The following is a 16,364-nucleotide window of genomic DNA, read 5'->3' on the forward strand; positions in this document are numbered from 1 at the left end:
ACGCTCAGACTGTAGAATGGGTAAAAGAACGCAGATCAAGAACACATCGTTTTCGCTTGGCCTAGCCATGTCGCTCGACTTCGCGATCCCGGTCTACCTGCTGACCGAACCACGGCCGAAGAAACACGGATTTTAACGTGCCAGCAAAGAGGACCGTGCTGCCTGTGACCTTAAACTGCATGCTTGCGCTAACATGCTTTGGCCATAGCCGCGGAACTTCATGCTGGGTGACCTCTGAAGCGAAGCCATCGTTGAGTGTGAACTGAGGTGGGCTTCGAAGACGTTGCTTTGAGAGGCATCTTACGCCCCTTGCAGCTTGGCCTGTGCTTCGAGACAAAAATCCTGATTTCCGAGCGAAGCCTGCGACCTGCTCTCGCTTGAGATGCGAATGATAAGATCTGCCTTAATGCAACATGTAAATTCGTTAAATAGATAGTGAATGGTGGATCGGGTACGTTGCCTTCACTTGGAAGGATCGAAGACCATGAGCAAAACCGACCCCATTAGCTCGATTCCCACCCCGGCCCTTATTCTGGACGAAGCCCGTATGTTGCGGAACGTCGCCCGCTTAGGACGCCATCTTGACAGTCTCGATGTCCCGATACGGCCCCACCTCAAAACGGTAAAATCCATCGATGCCGCCCGGCGCATTCTGCCGGGGGGAAACGGTCCCGCAACTGTTTCGACCTTGAAAGAAGCAGAGATCTTCGCGGCTGCAGGCGTCAGCGATATTCTCTACGCCGTGGGTATTGTGGCCCAGAAGATGGATCGGGTGCTAGCGATCCGCGCCGGTGGTTGTGACCTGTCCGTGGTGCTGGATACGCCCGAACAGGCACGGGACGTCGTTAAAGCATGCCAACAGGCCAACGATGTCATCCCAGTGCTGATCGAAATCGATGCGGATGGGCATCGCTCTGGCCTAAGGCCCGATGATCCGGCATTGATCACCACCGGCCGCATCCTGCACGAAGGTGGTGCGGAGTTACGCGGGGTCGTCACCCACGCAGGCGAAAGCTATGGCGCGGTGGGTGCCGAGGCATTAGCGGCCTTCGCCGAGGTTGAACGACTGGCTGCCGTCACCGCAGCGGAGGCATTGCGAGCTGCGGGGCTGCCGTGCCGAACGGTGAGTGTTGGGTCAACGCCGACAGCCCATTTCGCGCGTGACCTGACGGGCGTTACGGAAGTCCGGGCCGGTGTCTATGCCTTCTTCGATCTCGTCATGGCTGGCATCGGGGTGTGCACATTGGACGACATTGCACTTTCTGTGCTGACCACCGTGATAGGACATCAGAAGGAGCGCGGCTGGATCATCGTGGATGCCGGCTGGATGGCGCTATCGCGTGACCGGGGCACTGCGAGCCAAGTGGTGGATCAGGGATATGGTGTCGTTTGCGATATTCAGGGGCGCGTGCTCGACGACCTCATCGTCAAGGCGGCGAACCAGGAGCACGGCATCGTGGGTTTAAGGCCTGGCAGTTTTGCTCGTTTGCCCGATCTTGCGCTTGGGAGCCAGCTTCGCATTTTACCCAATCATGCCTGCGCCACCGGTGCACAATTCTCGGGCTATGAAGTGTTGCCGGTCGACAGTGCCGCACCGCTTGCCCATTGGCCGCGCTTCAGCGGATGGTGAGGGAGAAAACCATGCTGCTAGTCTCCGAAATGGAATCCGCAAATCTCGTCACACATGATTTGGCTTTTGATGCCGCAAAAGAAGCCCTTATCGCCGCCTGTGAGGAAGGCACCGTGACTTTTCCGGTTGTTCTCGGCCACGGGTCTTCGCCCCAGAACCGATTTTCGGTCAAGGCATCGGCAACCTCCGAATTGGCCGGGTTGAAAGTCGGCTCTTACTGGCCCGGCAACAGAGACAATGGTCTTGCGCGGCACAATTCGCTCATCCTGTTGTTCGACCAGAACACCGGACGGATCGAGGTGGCGATGGAGGCAGGCACAGTGAACGCTTACCGCACCGCGGCCGCCGATGCTGTTGCTGCCGATTTGCTGGCGCGGCCGAATGCAGAAACACTTGCGATCTTCGGCGCGGGCCATCAAGCGCGCTATGAATGCAGGGCATTGGCACGAGTACGATCGCTCCGTCGTGTCATAATCGCTGCACGAAACAACGAACAAGCTGAAGATATGCGAACCACGTTGCGTCAAGAGGGCCTGAACGCCGAGATCGCCTCTCCTCAAAAGGCCTGTGAGGCAGCAGATATTATTGTCACCGCGACCCCGTCTCGGACACCGCTGTTCGAGGCAGATTGGGTCCGTCCGGGAACACATATCTCCAGCATGGGATCGGATGCCCGCGGCAAACAGGAGTTGCCGCCCGCGCTGCTCGCGCGTAGCGCCATGTTCTGCGATCTGCCGGAACAGGCTCGGAGCGTTGGTGAGTTTCAGCATGCCGCTCCAGGTCTGGACATCACGGCGCTGGGTGATGTCCTCCTCGGCCGACGCCCAGGGCGCGCTTCGGCAGATGCGATCACCATTTTCGACAGTTCCGGCTTGTCGTTGCAGGACCTCTACATCGCGCGTCACCTGCTCGCAAAACGGGGCGGAGACACGCATGCCTCCCGGTCTCCAGAAAGGAATACGCCGTGAACTCACCTCTAGCCCACCTGAAACAATCCGGACGGCTGCACGAGTTCTACATCGACGGGAGATGGATCGATCCCCGTGGCCGAGACAGGGCATCCATCGTCAATCCCGCGACAGAACGTGAGTTCGCCGACATCCCACTTGGTAACGAGGAGGACGTCGAACACGCAGTGTCAGCGGCGAGACGTGCCTTTCCGGGTTGGGCGCGGACCAGCCCGGCAGACCGGGCGACGCTTCTGGACAACCTCTACGTCCTGATCCATCAGCGATTAGACTTGATAGCGCATGCGTTGACGATGGAGATGGGCGCCGCGATCAATTACGCGCGAAACACGCAGGTGCCGCTTGCCGCTGAACATATCCGCGTGGCCCGCGAAAATGCGAGAACCTACCCGTTTACATCTCAGCGGGGAAGCACGGCGATTGCCCGCGAACCTATCGGGGTCTGTGGCCTGATCACGCCTTGGAACTGGCCGTTGTACCAGATAACAGCCAAGGTCGGCCCGGCCTTGGCAGCGGGATGCACGGTGGTTCTGAAGCCAAGTGAACTGTCTCCGTTGAGTGCCCTGCTGTTTGCGGAAATGATTGAGGATTCGGGTTTCCCGCCTGGCGTCTTTAATCTGGTCAACGGCACTGGCCCCGTCGTTGGCGCCAGTCTGTCGGCACATCGCGACGTCGACATGATTTCCATCACGGGATCGACGCGGGCGGGAGTTCTCGTTGCGCAGGCGGCTGCGCCGACAGTCAAACGGGTGGCGCAGGAACTCGGTGGGAAATCGCCGAACATCATCCTCCCGGACGCCGAGATGCCTCGTGCTGTCGCACTTGGAGTTGCTGCAGCCTTCAGGAACCTGGGACAGTCATGCAGCGCGCCCACACGCATGATCGTGCCGAGGTCACAGCAGGAGCATATCGAAAAACTAGCATCAACGGCAGCTCTTGAAGTTGTTGTTGGCGACCCGATGTCGGAACGGAGCACACATGGTCCCGTCGCCAATCGTCCCCAGTTTGATCGAGTTCAGCACATGATATCCGTCGGCATTGCAGAAGGTGCCAAACTGGTGGCAGGAGGGACTGGGCGGCCCGATGGGTTAGAAGTCGGCTATTATGTCCGACCCACGATTTTTTCGGATGTGAATCCTGAAATGGAGATAGCCCAACAGGAAATTTTCGGGCCGGTCCTGTCCATCATTCCTTACGACACGATTGATGAGGCGATCGAAATTGCGAACAACACCGTTTATGGCCTCGGAGCCCATGTACAAGGATCGGATCCCGATACCGTGCGAACTGTGGCGGCCCAAATCCGATCCGGGCAGGTGCACCTCAACTATCCGGCATGGGATCCCAACGCGCCGTTCGGCGGGTACAAACAATCCGGGAACGGTCGGGAGTATGGCATAGAAGGCATGGAAGATTATCTGGAGATCAAGTCGATCCTGGGTTTTTATCCGTAGAGGCTCTCAGTCATTTACTGAGAGATGGGGATCGCATACAGGAACGCCGGGTGCGCGCAGTTGAACTCAGCAATGGCGCTCACCCCTGCTTTTCCACGAACCCCGTCACTGCCATCACCGCGGCGTCCGTCTTCGGCAGCGCCGCCAGTTCCTTCAGAGCTACAGGCTTAACAGGAGCCCGCAGCCTGTAGTAACCCACATCGGCCGGAGAAATTCCGTGCTCCTCGGCAAGGATTTCCGTAACAGTCAAACCACAGAGACGGCCCTGACAGGGTCCCATTCCGCAGCGCAGGAACGCCTTCATCTGATTGGGGCCTACCACGCCCAAAGATGCAGCGTCACGGATACCGCCGGCCGTGACTTCTTCGCACCGACACACGATTGTGTCAGAATGCACAGGAATGCGAAAAGCTTTGGCGGGCCTGAAAAGCGTGTCGATGAACGCACGGCCGCGAAGTGCATTCTTAAGCCTTGCTCTTACAGGCACTGCAAGTGCATCACGCTGTGCCTCTGTGAGGCGGCCCATGCGCGTAGCGACCGACAGCCCCGCTATTTCACCCTGTGACGCCGAGGCCACGGCACCAACAATCCCGCCTGCATCCCCGGCAATGAAAACTCCCGGAATCGATGTCATGCGCCATTCGTCAATATCCGGGGTAAACGTCGCCGGCGTTTCATCCCAGCCATAATTGCAGCCTGTCGCCAGCGACAGATTGAGATTGGGAACAACGCCTTGGTGCAACAGGAGAAGATCAACCGCAAGGCGTTCCGTCCCTCCTGGATGAGTGATCACCACCTCATCCAGACGGTCGCGTCCCCGCGCCGCGAGTGTATGCGCGCCATGAATGACACGAACATGTCGATGAACCTTTGAGAAAAGCCTCAAGCCCTTCATGCCATAGGGTGATCTCGCGAAATCGATGACATATGAAAGGGCACGTCTGCGATTGCCTGCCGGCGTGGTATCGATCAACGTGGCAATGGGTGCCCCTGCATCGATCAACTGGGAAGCAAGAAGATAAAGAAGCGGACCCGTTCCGGCGAGGATGGTCCGTCCGTTTGGCACAAGCCCTGAGGTTTTGAGCGCGATCTGAGCCGCGCCCGCTGTCATAACGCCAGGCAGCGTCCAGCCCGGAATCGGAAACGGACGTTCAAGAGCCCCGGTCGCCAGAATAACATTTTGGACCATGATGAGGCGAGCGGCGCCATCAAGCGATATGCCAACCTCCAGACCATTTCCTTCTCTTGCACCGGCCCCGAGCGGGAGCACGCTCCAGACTGCTGTCCGCGGTGCATAGGAGGAGGAAGACCCGAGGAAACGGGCGACTAGTTTTGCGCCTGCAGCATAATCCCGACCGAGACGGGCCTTCTGTGCCGAACTTGCTTCCGTGACGCCGCGGTAAATCTGACCGCCAGGGCTGGCATTTTCATCGCATAGCAGCACTTTGAGACCGAGTTCAGAGGCGGTAATTGCTGCGCTCAATCCCGCCGGTCCAGCGCCGACGATCAGGAGATCATAGACCTCCTCAAAACTTCCAACACGGGTCAAATGGCACACGCTCATGTATCTTTCCTTTCCGGATACACAGCTTTTCCCCGTTGCGTTTCGACACGCATGCCTTCCTCAACCGTGACCAGGCAGGCCTGTCGGTTGCTTCTGCCATTGATACTCACCAGGCATTCGAAGCAAACGCCCATCATGCAGTACGGTCCGCGCTCTACTCCCGAAACGGGCGTGGTCCGAAAGTGCGCGATGTCGGATGCGACGAGAGCTGCAGCGAGGCTGTCGCCACGCAGCGCGGTCAGCGGTCGTCCATCGAAGGTGAAGGCGACAGCTTCGCCTTCCTGATCAGGCAGTCGCCGAAACATCGAAGCGCTCCGAGGAAAAAAGGGAGAGTGCGGAGGGAAATGCGCCAAGCGCAATGTGGCCCGCGAGGGTATAGGCGTGTCCGGCGGCGAGTGTTACGCCGGAATGACATGACACCGCAAAGGCGCCGGGATATCGGCTCGACTGTTCATAGATCGGGAAACCGTCGGACGTGATGACCCTGAATGCTGCCCATACTCTCACGACATCAAGTTCGCCGAGTACGGGAAACATCCTCGTCGCTCTTTCCGCCAGCACGGCGCTGATGGCGGTGCGGGGCTGTAAATGATCCATCGTCGCTTCCTTGCTTTCGCCGATGATCACACCGCCTTCATCGGTTTGGCGGATATTGGCGACCGGATAGTGGAGAAAAGGAATGGTTTTCTCTGTCACAATGATCTGGCCGCGGCTTGGTACAAGCGGGACGCTAAGGCCGACCATGGGCGCCAGCCGGGTGTTGCCAAGGCCGGCAGCAAGAACGACGCGCCCTGCGGTTAATGATCCCCAGGGCCCGACGACTGTGAATGCGTTTTTCTCGCAGATGATACGATCAACGTGACAATTGGGCAGATACGTCCCACCGAGATTGCGAAAAGCTGTGTGCAGGGCACGATAAAGGCGCAGTGGATTGGTATGGCCGTCCAGAGAGCAATAGCTTGACCCCACCACATCGCCCCCGATGCCGGGCAGTTGAGCCTCTGTTTGTCGATGATCCAGTATCTCGTAGGGATAGAGCTCGATACCCGGCTGTTCCTGTAGCATCGTCATTGCATCGACCCGACGCTGCAACTCGGTTTGCGACAGGCAAAGGTAAAAGCCTCCTGGCCGGGTAAAGCCCGGATCCACGCCCGTTTCGCGCTTCAATTCGTCAGAGAGTTCCGGCCATAGTAGAGCTGAGGCTTGGGTCCAGTTTGAATATTCCGGCTTGCCGATGCCTTTGCCGTGAACCCAGACGTGGCCGAAGTTTGCCCGTGCTGCGCGAAAGGCAATATCGCCCTCATCCAGAGCCGTGACACGCAAGCCCTTCCTGGCCAGACCCCAGGCGATACATGCCCCCACAAGACCGCCCCCAACGACTAAGACATCCGGCTCACGCATTTTCTGATCCAGGCTACGACAAGGCTTGGAAGCTCCCACTCCAGAGTCATAACGTCAACGCTCGAATCAACATGCATTTATGACAAGGTATTATATTTCTCCGGTCCAAATTCGGGGCTTAGGAGCCCCATCGACGGGCATGTGCTAAAAACTCCGCATGGAAGGCGCTGGCGAGGGCGGACATCGGACGTTGTCGTGAACGGACCGAGATGAAGCCGGCCTCAATGCGGGGTGTAAACGTCTTCGCAACAAGGCCACGGCCGAGAAACTCCTCTGCAGCATAAGGACTGACAACGCTGAGCCCGACCCCCTCGCTGACCAGCAGACAGGCGATCTGGGATAGCGACGCCTCGACGACAATTCGATGCGGGACATTGGCGAGAGCGGCATCAACCCATGACCGATAAAGAGTGTGCATGCCCGTGCCGACGATGGGCTCGCCGGCAAGATCGACTGCGTCAACCACGGTCCGGCTGGCCAGCCGGTGGTGCGCTGGCATAATCACGACCGCCCCGACCTTCATGATTTCGATATCAAAACCGGGCTGATCAAACGGACCCTCTGCATAGCCGAGATCGGCCTGTCCGGAAGTTACTGCTTCAAGCACAAGATGTGACGGCGGACCTGCAAGCGAAATGTGAAGGTTTGGCCTGTCGCGCATGAAGCCGGCCACGAAACGCGGCAGAGCGCCGCTCATCAGCACGGGCATGGCGGCTATACGTAGAGTGCCGGCCAAATTCGCTTTTATGGCCCGGGCCATATCCGAAATGCGCGCTAGACCGACAAATGACCGCTTGACCTCTTCAAACAGGGTGATGGCATCTGGCGTCGGGACGGACTGATATCCTTTTCTTTCAAAGAGACGCAACGCTAACTGGACTTCAAAATCCCGGATCAGGCGGCTTATGGCCGGCTGCGTGATGCCGAGCATCTCGGCTGCAGCGGTCATGCTGCCCGTTAGCATGACGGCGCGAAACGCCTCGACCTGTCGTGATTGTATAGCCATTCCAGATTTTCCCGGTCCGTCGCTCGGTCACGGCAGCAACTCTTCAACCCGTCGCGCACGCGCACACGCCTCATGATGCCATCATTAAGTACCTTAATTGAAAAGCTCCAGCCAAACCGAAGCGCAATCATCCAGATCAGGCTTAATGCAAGGTGCAACCCTGCTAAATAGCGACTTAATGACGGACGAGATAGTTTGAAGTCTCTCGATTACTCATCGAGACATTATTGCCAGACGCAATCCATTTTCTGCCCTGCCGCAGGGACATTCCGGATCAGAGATCTGCAAGTGCAGCTCCGGCCATTTTCGTACGCACGCGTGAATTCACCAGCATAATGAAAAAAGGGAACGAAATAATGAGAACTCGAAACAAGTACATCAATATCTTGGCCATCGCCCTTTTTGGAGCGACAACATTGGGCGGAACCGCGAACAGCGCCGATCCCAATACAATCCGTATCGTCGATTACTGGAATGTCCGAACGGACTGGCTGATGTCCTCCGACGATTCCAATCTTGGCACGCGCGCAGGTTGCTTTGAGGGGCTGACCAGTACAGACTATGAAAACAAGTTGCAGCCATCGCTTTCGACATCCTGGGCGCAGACGACCCCCACATCCTGGGATTTTACGTTGCGAGCGAACGTGAAATTTCAGGACGGCCAGCCGCTCAATGCTGCGAACGTGGCCAACGCTCTCAACAATCTCTTGACCGCCTCCGTTCCCGCTCGCGCGTTTTCGCCCAAGCAGATCAAATCGGTAGAACCGGTCAGTGACAATGTCGTTCGCGTGACAACGCACGAACCGTCAGTGATGGTTCCCTTGCAAATGGCAAGCGCGGCGACATCGATCCTTTCGCCGGCCGGTTACAAAGACGGCAAAGTAAATCCGATGGGAACTTGCACCGGTCCCTTTATCATCACCGAGGTCGATCCGAGGCAGGGAATGGTCGTCAAGCGCAACGATGACTACTGGGGCGGAAAACCCAAACTCGATGGTGCAGAAATCAAGTTCATCCCCGATGCAAACAGTCGCGCACTACAAATCAGAACCGGTGAGGCAGACCTTATCCGTCTTGTCCCACCGCTTGTTGTCGGCAGCCTGAAGGATACGCCCGGCATCAAGATCGAAGCGTTGAACGCACCGCGCATTACCATGATGTTGATGAACAACAAGAGGGCTCCCTTCGACAACCTCAAGGTCCGTCAGGCAATCCAGGCAGCCATCGATACGGCGGGCATCGCTGACGCCATTTACGAAGGTGCTGTGAAACCCGCCATCGGACCGTTCGTGCCAAGCGACCCCTGGGCGTTGAAAGAAACCAGTCTTCCTTACGACCTGGAAAAAGCCAAGGCGCTTTTTGAAGAGGCCGGCGTCAAACCTGAGACACTCAAGCTCGAACTCATCGCCTACACCAGCCGTACCGAGTTCAAGGATGTCGCGGCAGTCATTCAGGAGCAACTGGGCGCTCTTGGAATTCAGATCAGAATAAAGGCCGCCGAATATAACGCGGTCGAGCGCGATGTACTTTCCGGCAATTACGATATGATGCTCCTGTCCCGCGGTTACCTTGTCGATGCAGCGGAACCGGCGAGTTACCTGAACGCAGACTACAGCTGTGACGGCAGCTACAACATGTCTCACTATTGCTCGCCTGCGACGGATGCCAAATTGAAAGAAATGTACAAATTGGCAGATCCATCTGCGCGTGCGGCGCTCTACCGCGAGGTCGCACAGACCATTCAAGACGAGGCCGTAACGGTTTTCCTTGTCAACGAGACCGCCTACGATGCCTACAATCCGAAGATTAAAAACTATAGAACCCACCCGCTGAACTACTACACGCTCACCCCCACCCTGTCGGTTGATTGATTGGCCGCATAATTTGCGCCGACGCCTTTGAAATCAGGTCAATCACTGTCAGACACCGCGCGGTACTTCCGCCGCGCGGTGTCTGACGTTTCGCCTCAGCGCATTGACGCGTCGGGTCGTTTTTCTTCACTTGGCAAGTTGGCGGGCGCGCCGTTATGCGAAGTCCGCCAGGGCACAGGTTGAAACTGCTGCTTCAAAATTTCCAGGAACCGGGCCGTGCGCGCGACCCGCCCGTCACGGCTATCGAGCAGGGCGACGACATCGGCATCGGGCAACTGCCAGTCCGTCAGGAGCGGAACGAGACGGCCGGCGCGCAAATCTTCGGCGACGTCCCATTCTGAACGGATGATGATTCCAAGCCCGGCCAGACCCCAGTGCTTGATAACCGCGCCGTCATTACTGCTCATCGCCGGCTGAATACGCAGGGTCAGGGGCGGTTGGTCTCGATGGCTGAAGCGCCACAAGGTGACGTCGGCGTGGTCCTCCCGAATGACGGCGCATGCATGGTTGCTCAATGCTTCAGGCCGCTCGGGCACTCCATTACGTTCGAGATAGGATGGCGCGGCACAAAGGATACGGCGGTTCGGGGCAAGTCGATGAACGATAAGGCTGGAGTCCGTTAGAGGGCCCACATGAATTAGCACATTCCAGGCATCGCTGCGCAGGCTTACCGGATCTTCGAACAGCGACAGGGTGAGCTTTACCTCAGGATGCTGCTGCCGTAGCGCCGCCATCGCGGGTGCAATATAGAGCCTGCCAAACCCGAAGGGCGCGGCCACCCGCAAATTCCCCGTTACAACCTGTCGGCGCTCCAGCAGCTCCTCCGTCATCATCTCTATGTTAGTCAGGATTTCAACGCCGCGTCGCGCAAGGAGTTGACCTTCTGCGGTGAGGTGCAGCCGGCGACTGGTGCGCTCCAGCAGCCGAACGCCCAGCCGCTGTTCGAGTTGTTGTAATCGCTGCGTTACCGCAGACGGCGTCACGTCAAGCGCCCTGGCCGCTGCTGCCAGTGACGGTGCGGTACTGACGATGCTAAAAAATTCGAGGTCGGTTGATGTAATCATGAAGTAGCAACTTAACGCAATATACAAAGCCGTTAAATAGCATCTGAACACCAATCCGGCTAGTGTAGGCATATGAAAGCCGTAACCGACGCTCAAATCCCTGCCCTGTTTCCTTCAGTATCTGGTGGCTGCAATCCGGCCTCACACCTTTGTTGAACTACTTTCGCCTGTCCTGTCGGAACGGAGTGTCAGGGGACGCTGCGACAGCGAGACGGAGAATGAAATGGCGCCACTGCCACCGAGACCCGTGCCGAGGCTAGAGACCTCAATGTCGCCTGACCTGAGAATGAGTTGGAGAATTCAACCATGAGCCCCATCGTCCATCGGATCCAGAGTGACGAAAAGCTTCCCGAAAAGGTCGATATCGTCGTGATTGGCGGCGGTATTGTCGGGAGTGCAGCCGCCTACTTCCTGTCCAAACGGAACTACAGGGTTGCGCTGGTCGAAAAAGGCTGGATCGGTGGTGAACAGTCCGGCCGCAACTGGGGCTGGTGCAGACAACAGAACCGCGACGCTCGTGAGCTTCCGCTTGCGATGAAAGGGATGCAGCTTTGGGACCGTCTTGGTGAAGAGATTGGCGAGGATCTGGGCTTTCGGCGCAACGGGCTGATCTATGCGTCAACCCGATCTGCCGACGTTGAGCAATGGGAGCGATGGAGGAACGTGGCGCGCCAGTTCGACTTCGAAACCCATATGCTTACAGCGAAACAGGCAAAAGAAATGACCCCCGGCAGTACCAGGGATTGGATTGGCGGCGTTTATTCGCCGACCGATGGCAAAGCGGAGCCCTCCCGCGCCGCCCCGATCCTGGCACACGGCGCTCGCAAGAACGGCGCGGTTATCCTTCAAGACTGCGCCGCACGTGGCCTTGATATCAGCGGCGGGAGGGTATCGGGGGTTATTACGGAAAAAGGTCTGATCCGCGCCGACATGGTCCTGTGTGCCGGTGGCGCCTGGGCTTCAATGTTCTGCCGGCGGCACGGCATAGACCTGCCCCAGGCTGGCGTCCGCCAGACGACGCTTCGAACCAAACCCACCGCGGACGTCGTCGAGGGCGGCTTTTACAACCCCGAAGTCACCCTGACACGCCGCTTGGATGGAAGTTACACCATGGCGCTCAGCGGACGCGGAACGGTTGAAATCACGCCGCAGGGCCTCCGCTATGCAACGCAGTTTGTTCCCATGTTCCGAAAACATATGAAAGCCCTTCGTGTTCGGCTGGGCCGTTCATTCTTTGAGGGCCCGGAAGCGCTGATGCGCTGGGGCTTTGATTCAATCTCCCCGTTCGAACGTGTACGCGTGTTGGACCCTGCCCCCAACAAAAAGATGGTCGGTTTGACCCTTGAAAAAGCAAAGTCGATTTATCCAGCTCTTGAGAATGTCGAAATCGCGCAGGCTTGGGGAGCCTGGATCGACACGATGCCAGATGCGATGCCCGTGATTTCTCAAGCGCCCTCCTTGCCTGGTTTCTTCATAGCGGCTGGTCTGAGTGGGCATGGTTTCGGTCTCGGGCCCGCGGCTGGCCACTTGGCGGCCGACATCATCACGGGCGATTTGCCGATCTCCGATCCCAATCCTTACCGATATTCGCGCTTTTTCGACGGATCGCGTATTCAGGCTCCCGGAGGGATATGACGTCGACGCCGTTAGGCTTTCGCTGACCCGAGTCTTTGACATCGTACGTTCTTATTCGAGGCAAAGTAGCACCCCATGGATGCGCGGCCACCGGCTATGACGAGACACGGCTTCACACGAGCTGAAATCCGTGAGCGAGTAGATCGCGATCATCAACGAGGATAGTGTTGTGACCGGTGACACGGGCCCAGCCGCCTATACTCGGAAGGATGCCTCGGAAAGGTCCCACATCGACCTCTGCTTCAACCCGGCCTTCAAAAATCGTCCCGATCAGGCTTTCGTGCCGGTAGGCGGCGCCCGCAGCGAGGCGGCCTTTTCCGTAGAGTTGAGCCATGCGCGCGGAGGTGCCGGTCCCTCCCGGCGAGCGGTCGATTGCCTTTTCCCCATAAAAGACGGCGCAGCGGCCATCGGAATGGTCGTTGACAGGATGGTCGCACCAGATGGCATGGTGGACGCCGCGAATTCCTGGATTGTCTGGGTGGACGGGATCACAGACCTTGCCGAGTGCCGACCTCAGGGCCCGACTGCAGGTGACGATGTCGGATGCGTTCATCTGGTCGAGACCGGCCCAGCCTTGTTGTGGCTCGATCACGGCATAGAAGTTTCGGCCAAAGGAGATGTCAACCTTGAGGCTCCCCATACCGGGGACGTCAACCACGACGTCGGCCTCGTGGAGATAGCTCGGAACGTTATGCAGTCGCACCGAATCCACGTAGCCGTTGCACTCCTGATAGGTAACATCGACGCGCCCGGCAGGCGTTTCAATCGCAACCCGGCCAGGGACGCGCGGCGTGATCAGCCCCTCCTCGACCGCCGATGTCACGACGCCGATCGTCCCAGCGCCGCACATTGGCAGGCAGCCGCTGACCTCGATGAACAGGACGGCAAAATCGCAATCGTCACGGAACGCCGGATAGATGATGGCTCCGGACATGATGTCATGGCCACGCGGCTCGAACATCAATGCTCGGCGGACCCAATCATGGTCCCGCACGAAGATTTCCCGCCTTTCTTCGATCAGGAGATGGGGAAGAAGCGGGGCGCCGCTGGCGACAAGGCGAACAGGGTTGCCACAAGTATGTGCGTCAATACAGTAGAAGCTGTTTCTCATCTGCCTGTCCTAGTGGGCAACGCCAGTCAGCCGGCCATCGCGGTCGAGAAGGCCGCGGCTCAAACGGTCCAGCAGCACCGCGACGGCAACGATGGCGAGGCCGGCGCGGAGGCCGAGCCCCATCTCCATCCGCGTGAGACCGCGTGTCACTTCGGCACCGAGGCCGCCTGCTCCGACGAGACCGGCCAGAACGACCATGGCAAGCGACAAAAGGATGCACTGGTTGAGGCCAATGAGAAGCGTCTGCTTTGCCAGGGGGATCTCTATTTTCCACAAAATCGAGCGGGCATCGGCGCCGATTGCGCTTCCAAGTTCCCGAAACTCGTTCGGAACCTGGTTGAAGGCCAATGTCGTCAGCCTCAGCCTATTGTAACGGCAACGGCGCCTGTTTCGATTTCGACGAGACGAGCCCGATGTGCCCCTCCTACAAGGCAACGCGCGACCGGCGATATTCGCCGAAAGGCCGCGCCATGCTGATGCGGGAATGGCTGCGGCTGCTAGCCGACCGGCGTATTGATCCCCGTAAGGAAGCGGAACGTCTGCGGAGCGGCAACTCGTTTGCCCGTCTTCCAGCGCGCCTTTTTAACAGCCTCAATCCTAAAAACCGCATCGACTTCTCCCATGAGGTGCGCGAGGCGATGGACAGCTGCCTCGCCTGCAAGGCCTGCGCCGGACAATGTCCCGTGAAGGTGAGCGTCCCGGCGTTCCGGTCCAAGTTCCTTGAGCTCTACTATGGCCGCTACCTACGGCCGCTGAAGGACCCACTCGTCTCGGCGATCGAGACCACTCTGCCGTGGATGAGAAGGATAAGGCCGCTCTACAATCTCGTCGCCGGGACAGCACTAGGCAAGCGCCTGATGCGGGTTGCAGGCCTGACATCGCTTCCGCTGCTGCCTAAAACCTCGTTGCAGACGGCGGCAGGCCGTCTCGGCATCGCCACTGCGGATCCCCGGGCCCTTGCCAAGCTCTCCGTCGCGGAGCGGCAGGCCATCGTCGTCTTCGTGCCGGATGCCTTCACGGCGTCTTTCGAGCCTGACGTGGTGATCGCCGCGATCAAGCTGGCGCAGAAGATGGGGCTTTCGCCGCTGCTTGCCGCATCGCATGTCAACGGCAAGGCGTTGCATGTTCACGGCTATATCGGCCGGTTCGAGAAGGCTGCCCTCAGAACGACGAACTCTATCCAGCGGCTTACCGAGACCGGCGTGACCCTTGTCGGCATCGATCCGTCCATGACGCTTGCCTTTCGCAGCGAATACAAGGCTTTCTCCCGCTCTGCATTATCCGCACCGGTACTAATGCCGCAGGAATGGCTGGCCTCCAATCTTGAGCGGCTGGCGAAGAGCGTCATGCTTCCCTCCGGCAAGCGGTTTCAGCTGCTGCCGCATTGCACGGAACGCAGCAACGCTCCGGCCTCGACAGCGCAATGGAAAACCGTCTTCGACGCTATCCAAATCAAGCTTGAAACCATCCAGGCCGGGTGCTGCGGCATGGCAGGAACTTTCGGCCACGAGACCCGCAACCGCGCCGTCTCGGAACAGCTCTATGCGATGAGCTGGGCCGGCCCGATCGCCGCCTCGTCGGATGACACTGTCGTCATGGCGACCGGATATTCTTGCCGCTCGCAAGCCGAGGCGATCGACGCGATCCGCCCGCCTCATCCACTTGAAGTTCTGAACGAGTTACTTGGTCAATGACGGCGACTTCATTTGGCAGAAGGACCAGCCGTTTAAGGCGACGCCGCTGGTGGATGAGATCAAGTCGATCATCGAAACATGCCAACCTACCTACGGATATCGCCGGGTCCACGCGCCCTGCACCGTAAAGCCAGCAGCGAAAAACGTCCATGGCCAAATGCGAAGCGCGTCTACCGGATGAGAAAGGTCCGCGGCATGCTTCTTCAGCGCCATACGGGCACAAGCGACATCCGTGGCCACGACGGCCGTGTCGCTGTCGGGCAATCCAATCTGCGTTGGTGTTCAAACGGGTTTGAAGTCGGCTGCGAAAACAAGGAGAAGGTGCGCGTTGCCTTTACCTCGACTGCTGTGACCGCGAGGCTATCGCCCATGTCGCGACCACCGAGGGCATCAAGAGGGAGGGCGGCCAAGACCTTGTCATTACGGCTGCGAGAACCGTTTCGGTCTCATTGATACCCTTCCAAAGCCAATGGATTGGCTGACGGACAACGGTTCCTGCTTCATCGCAAAGGACACCAGATCGCTGCTCATCGATATCGGCCTGGAGCCTTGCCCTAAGCCCTTCCCTGCAACACGCTTCACCGGTATTGCTCGCCTCGTGAGTTCTAAACCGTCGAACAGAAACCTGATCGTGTCCGTTTTTTACGGGGCGACTCCACCTCAACTGCCCCCCAATTTCGACCGGGCAAGTCGTTATAAGCAGAATGCTTGGGTTTAGGCTTATGTCTAACGAGTATCGACACGTTAACTTGCTTATGGGCGATGTGCGCCGGAGGCGCTGCTCAACCGAGCAACAGCTGGCAATGATTGAGCAGCGTTTTGAACCAGACGAGACGGTACCGTCAACCGCTCGCCGGCAGGGCGTCGCAACCAATCTGTTTTATCGGTGGCGCAGGCTCTTGAGCGAGGGTTGCGTCAGTAGTGGCAAACAACGGGCCTCGCCGTCGTGGCGATAGCTTCAGAGAT

At 58.3% G+C, this 16,364-nt stretch carries 12 protein-coding genes and 3 pseudogenes; 8 read left to right on the top strand and 7 right to left on the bottom strand.

Annotated elements, in window-relative coordinates; genetic code table 11:
- The first annotated feature begins 484 nt into the window (after positions 1 to 484).
- From AT6N2_RS17300 to AT6N2_RS17310, 3 genes are read left to right on the top strand one after another with little or no spacing between them, the layout of a single operon-like run.
- Positions 485 to 1,630 carry a DSD1 family PLP-dependent enzyme gene (locus tag AT6N2_RS17300; RefSeq protein ID WP_209090396.1) on the top strand — a complete coding sequence of 382 codons (1,146 nt, stop codon included), beginning with the start codon at positions 485 to 487 and terminating at the stop codon, positions 1,628 to 1,630.
- Positions 1,631 to 1,641: 11 nt separating this feature from the next.
- Positions 1,642 to 2,598: an ornithine cyclodeaminase family protein gene (locus AT6N2_RS17305; RefSeq protein ID WP_063947499.1), complete on the top strand. Its 957-nt coding sequence runs from the start codon at positions 1,642 to 1,644 to the stop codon at positions 2,596 to 2,598.
- The gene (locus tag AT6N2_RS17310; protein ID WP_063947501.1) at positions 2,595 to 4,052 is read left to right on the top strand and encodes an aldehyde dehydrogenase family protein; all 1,458 of its coding nucleotides are present in this window, start codon (positions 2,595 to 2,597) and stop codon (positions 4,050 to 4,052) included. Before AT6N2_RS17305 ends, AT6N2_RS17310 begins: the two co-directional genes overlap by 4 nt.
- A gap of 79 nt (positions 4,053 to 4,131) precedes the next feature.
- Here the strand turns inward: AT6N2_RS17310 and AT6N2_RS17315 are convergent, their stop codons facing one another.
- The 4 genes from AT6N2_RS17315 to AT6N2_RS17330 form a co-directional block, all read right to left on the bottom strand.
- Entirely contained in the window at positions 4,132 to 5,616 is a 1,485-nt protein-coding gene (locus AT6N2_RS17315) for an NAD(P)/FAD-dependent oxidoreductase (RefSeq protein ID WP_209090397.1), read from the bottom strand.
- Complete coding sequence (locus AT6N2_RS17320; protein WP_063947505.1) at positions 5,613 to 5,921, bottom strand: (2Fe-2S)-binding protein; 309 nt, start codon at positions 5,919 to 5,921, stop codon at positions 5,613 to 5,615. The genes AT6N2_RS17315 and AT6N2_RS17320 overlap by 4 nt, the downstream gene beginning before the upstream one ends.
- Entirely contained in the window at positions 5,902 to 7,017 is a 1,116-nt protein-coding gene (locus AT6N2_RS17325) for an NAD(P)/FAD-dependent oxidoreductase (protein ID WP_209090398.1), read from the bottom strand. Before AT6N2_RS17325 ends, AT6N2_RS17320 begins: the two co-directional genes overlap by 20 nt.
- Before the next feature lie 118 nt (positions 7,018 to 7,135).
- Positions 7,136 to 8,023, bottom strand: a complete 888-nt coding sequence (locus tag AT6N2_RS17330; RefSeq protein WP_273545425.1) for a LysR family transcriptional regulator — start codon at positions 8,021 to 8,023, stop codon at positions 7,136 to 7,138.
- Between the two features lie 356 nt (positions 8,024 to 8,379).
- Here AT6N2_RS17330 and AT6N2_RS17335 point away from each other — a divergent pair, with 356 nt between their 5' ends.
- Positions 8,380 to 9,894: an ABC transporter substrate-binding protein gene (locus AT6N2_RS17335; protein ID WP_209090399.1), complete on the top strand. Its 1,515-nt coding sequence runs from the start codon at positions 8,380 to 8,382 to the stop codon at positions 9,892 to 9,894.
- A gap of 95 nt (positions 9,895 to 9,989) precedes the next feature.
- Here AT6N2_RS17335 and AT6N2_RS17340 read toward each other — a convergent pair whose 3' ends face one another.
- Entirely contained in the window at positions 9,990 to 10,958 is a 969-nt protein-coding gene (locus tag AT6N2_RS17340) for a LysR family transcriptional regulator (RefSeq protein ID WP_209091884.1), read from the bottom strand.
- Positions 10,959 to 11,264: 306 nt separating this feature from the next.
- Between AT6N2_RS17340 and AT6N2_RS17345 the strand changes: the two genes are divergently transcribed.
- Positions 11,265 to 12,593, top strand: coding sequence for an NAD(P)/FAD-dependent oxidoreductase (locus AT6N2_RS17345; RefSeq protein ID WP_063947511.1), 1,329 nt, complete (start codon positions 11,265 to 11,267; stop codon positions 12,591 to 12,593).
- 112 nt (positions 12,594 to 12,705) lie between these two features.
- On the opposite strand, the gene AT6N2_RS17350 is transcribed toward AT6N2_RS17345, so the two are convergent.
- Positions 12,706 to 13,704: a 4-hydroxyproline epimerase gene (locus AT6N2_RS17350; protein WP_063947513.1), complete on the bottom strand. Its 999-nt coding sequence runs from the start codon at positions 13,702 to 13,704 to the stop codon at positions 12,706 to 12,708.
- A 9-nt stretch (positions 13,705 to 13,713) separates the two neighbouring features.
- Positions 13,714 to 14,067: pseudogene (locus AT6N2_RS17355) on the bottom strand (ABC transporter permease subunit); the annotation flags it as partial.
- Here AT6N2_RS17355 and AT6N2_RS17360 point away from each other — a divergent pair.
- The 3 genes and pseudogenes from AT6N2_RS17360 to AT6N2_RS17370 form a co-directional block, all read left to right on the top strand.
- A pseudogene (locus AT6N2_RS17360) lies at positions 14,064 to 15,398 on the top strand ((Fe-S)-binding protein); the annotation flags it as partial. The pseudogenes AT6N2_RS17355 and AT6N2_RS17360 sit on opposite strands and share 4 nt — an antisense overlap.
- A 28-nt stretch (positions 15,399 to 15,426) precedes the next feature.
- A pseudogene (locus AT6N2_RS17365) lies at positions 15,427 to 15,990 on the top strand (DDE-type integrase/transposase/recombinase); the annotation flags it as partial.
- 130 nt (positions 15,991 to 16,120) lie between these two features.
- Entirely contained in the window at positions 16,121 to 16,354 is a 234-nt protein-coding gene (locus AT6N2_RS17370; RefSeq protein ID WP_337926170.1) for a transposase, read from the top strand.
- The last annotated feature ends 10 nt before the right edge of the window (positions 16,355 to 16,364 follow it).

This window comes from Agrobacterium tumefaciens (genome assembly GCF_017726655.1).
In the GTDB taxonomy this organism is placed as follows: domain Bacteria; phylum Pseudomonadota; class Alphaproteobacteria; order Rhizobiales; family Rhizobiaceae; genus Agrobacterium; species Agrobacterium tumefaciens_B.

Coding starts and splice junctions, on each gene's coding strand:
- AT6N2_RS17300 (WP_209090396.1), top strand. CDS start 485: ATGAGCAAAACCGACCCCATTAGCTCGATTCCCACCCCGGCCCTTATT.
- AT6N2_RS17320 (WP_063947505.1), bottom strand. CDS start 5,921: ATGTTTCGGCGACTGCCTGATCAGGAAGGCGAAGCTGTCGCCTTCACC.
- AT6N2_RS17345 (WP_063947511.1), top strand. CDS start 11,265: ATGAGCCCCATCGTCCATCGGATCCAGAGTGACGAAAAGCTTCCCGAA.
- AT6N2_RS17370 (WP_337926170.1), top strand. CDS start 16,121: ATGTCTAACGAGTATCGACACGTTAACTTGCTTATGGGCGATGTGCGC.
- AT6N2_RS17330 (WP_273545425.1), bottom strand. CDS start 8,023: ATGGCTATACAATCACGACAGGTCGAGGCGTTTCGCGCCGTCATGCTA.
- AT6N2_RS17305 (WP_063947499.1), top strand. CDS start 1,642: ATGCTGCTAGTCTCCGAAATGGAATCCGCAAATCTCGTCACACATGAT.
- AT6N2_RS17335 (WP_209090399.1), top strand. CDS start 8,380: ATGAGAACTCGAAACAAGTACATCAATATCTTGGCCATCGCCCTTTTT.
- AT6N2_RS17340 (WP_209091884.1), bottom strand. CDS start 10,958: ATGATTACATCAACCGACCTCGAATTTTTTAGCATCGTCAGTACCGCA.
- AT6N2_RS17315 (WP_209090397.1), bottom strand. CDS start 5,616: ATGAGCGTGTGCCATTTGACCCGTGTTGGAAGTTTTGAGGAGGTCTAT.
- AT6N2_RS17325 (WP_209090398.1), bottom strand. CDS start 7,017: ATGCGTGAGCCGGATGTCTTAGTCGTTGGGGGCGGTCTTGTGGGGGCA.
- AT6N2_RS17350 (WP_063947513.1), bottom strand. CDS start 13,704: ATGAGAAACAGCTTCTACTGTATTGACGCACATACTTGTGGCAACCCT.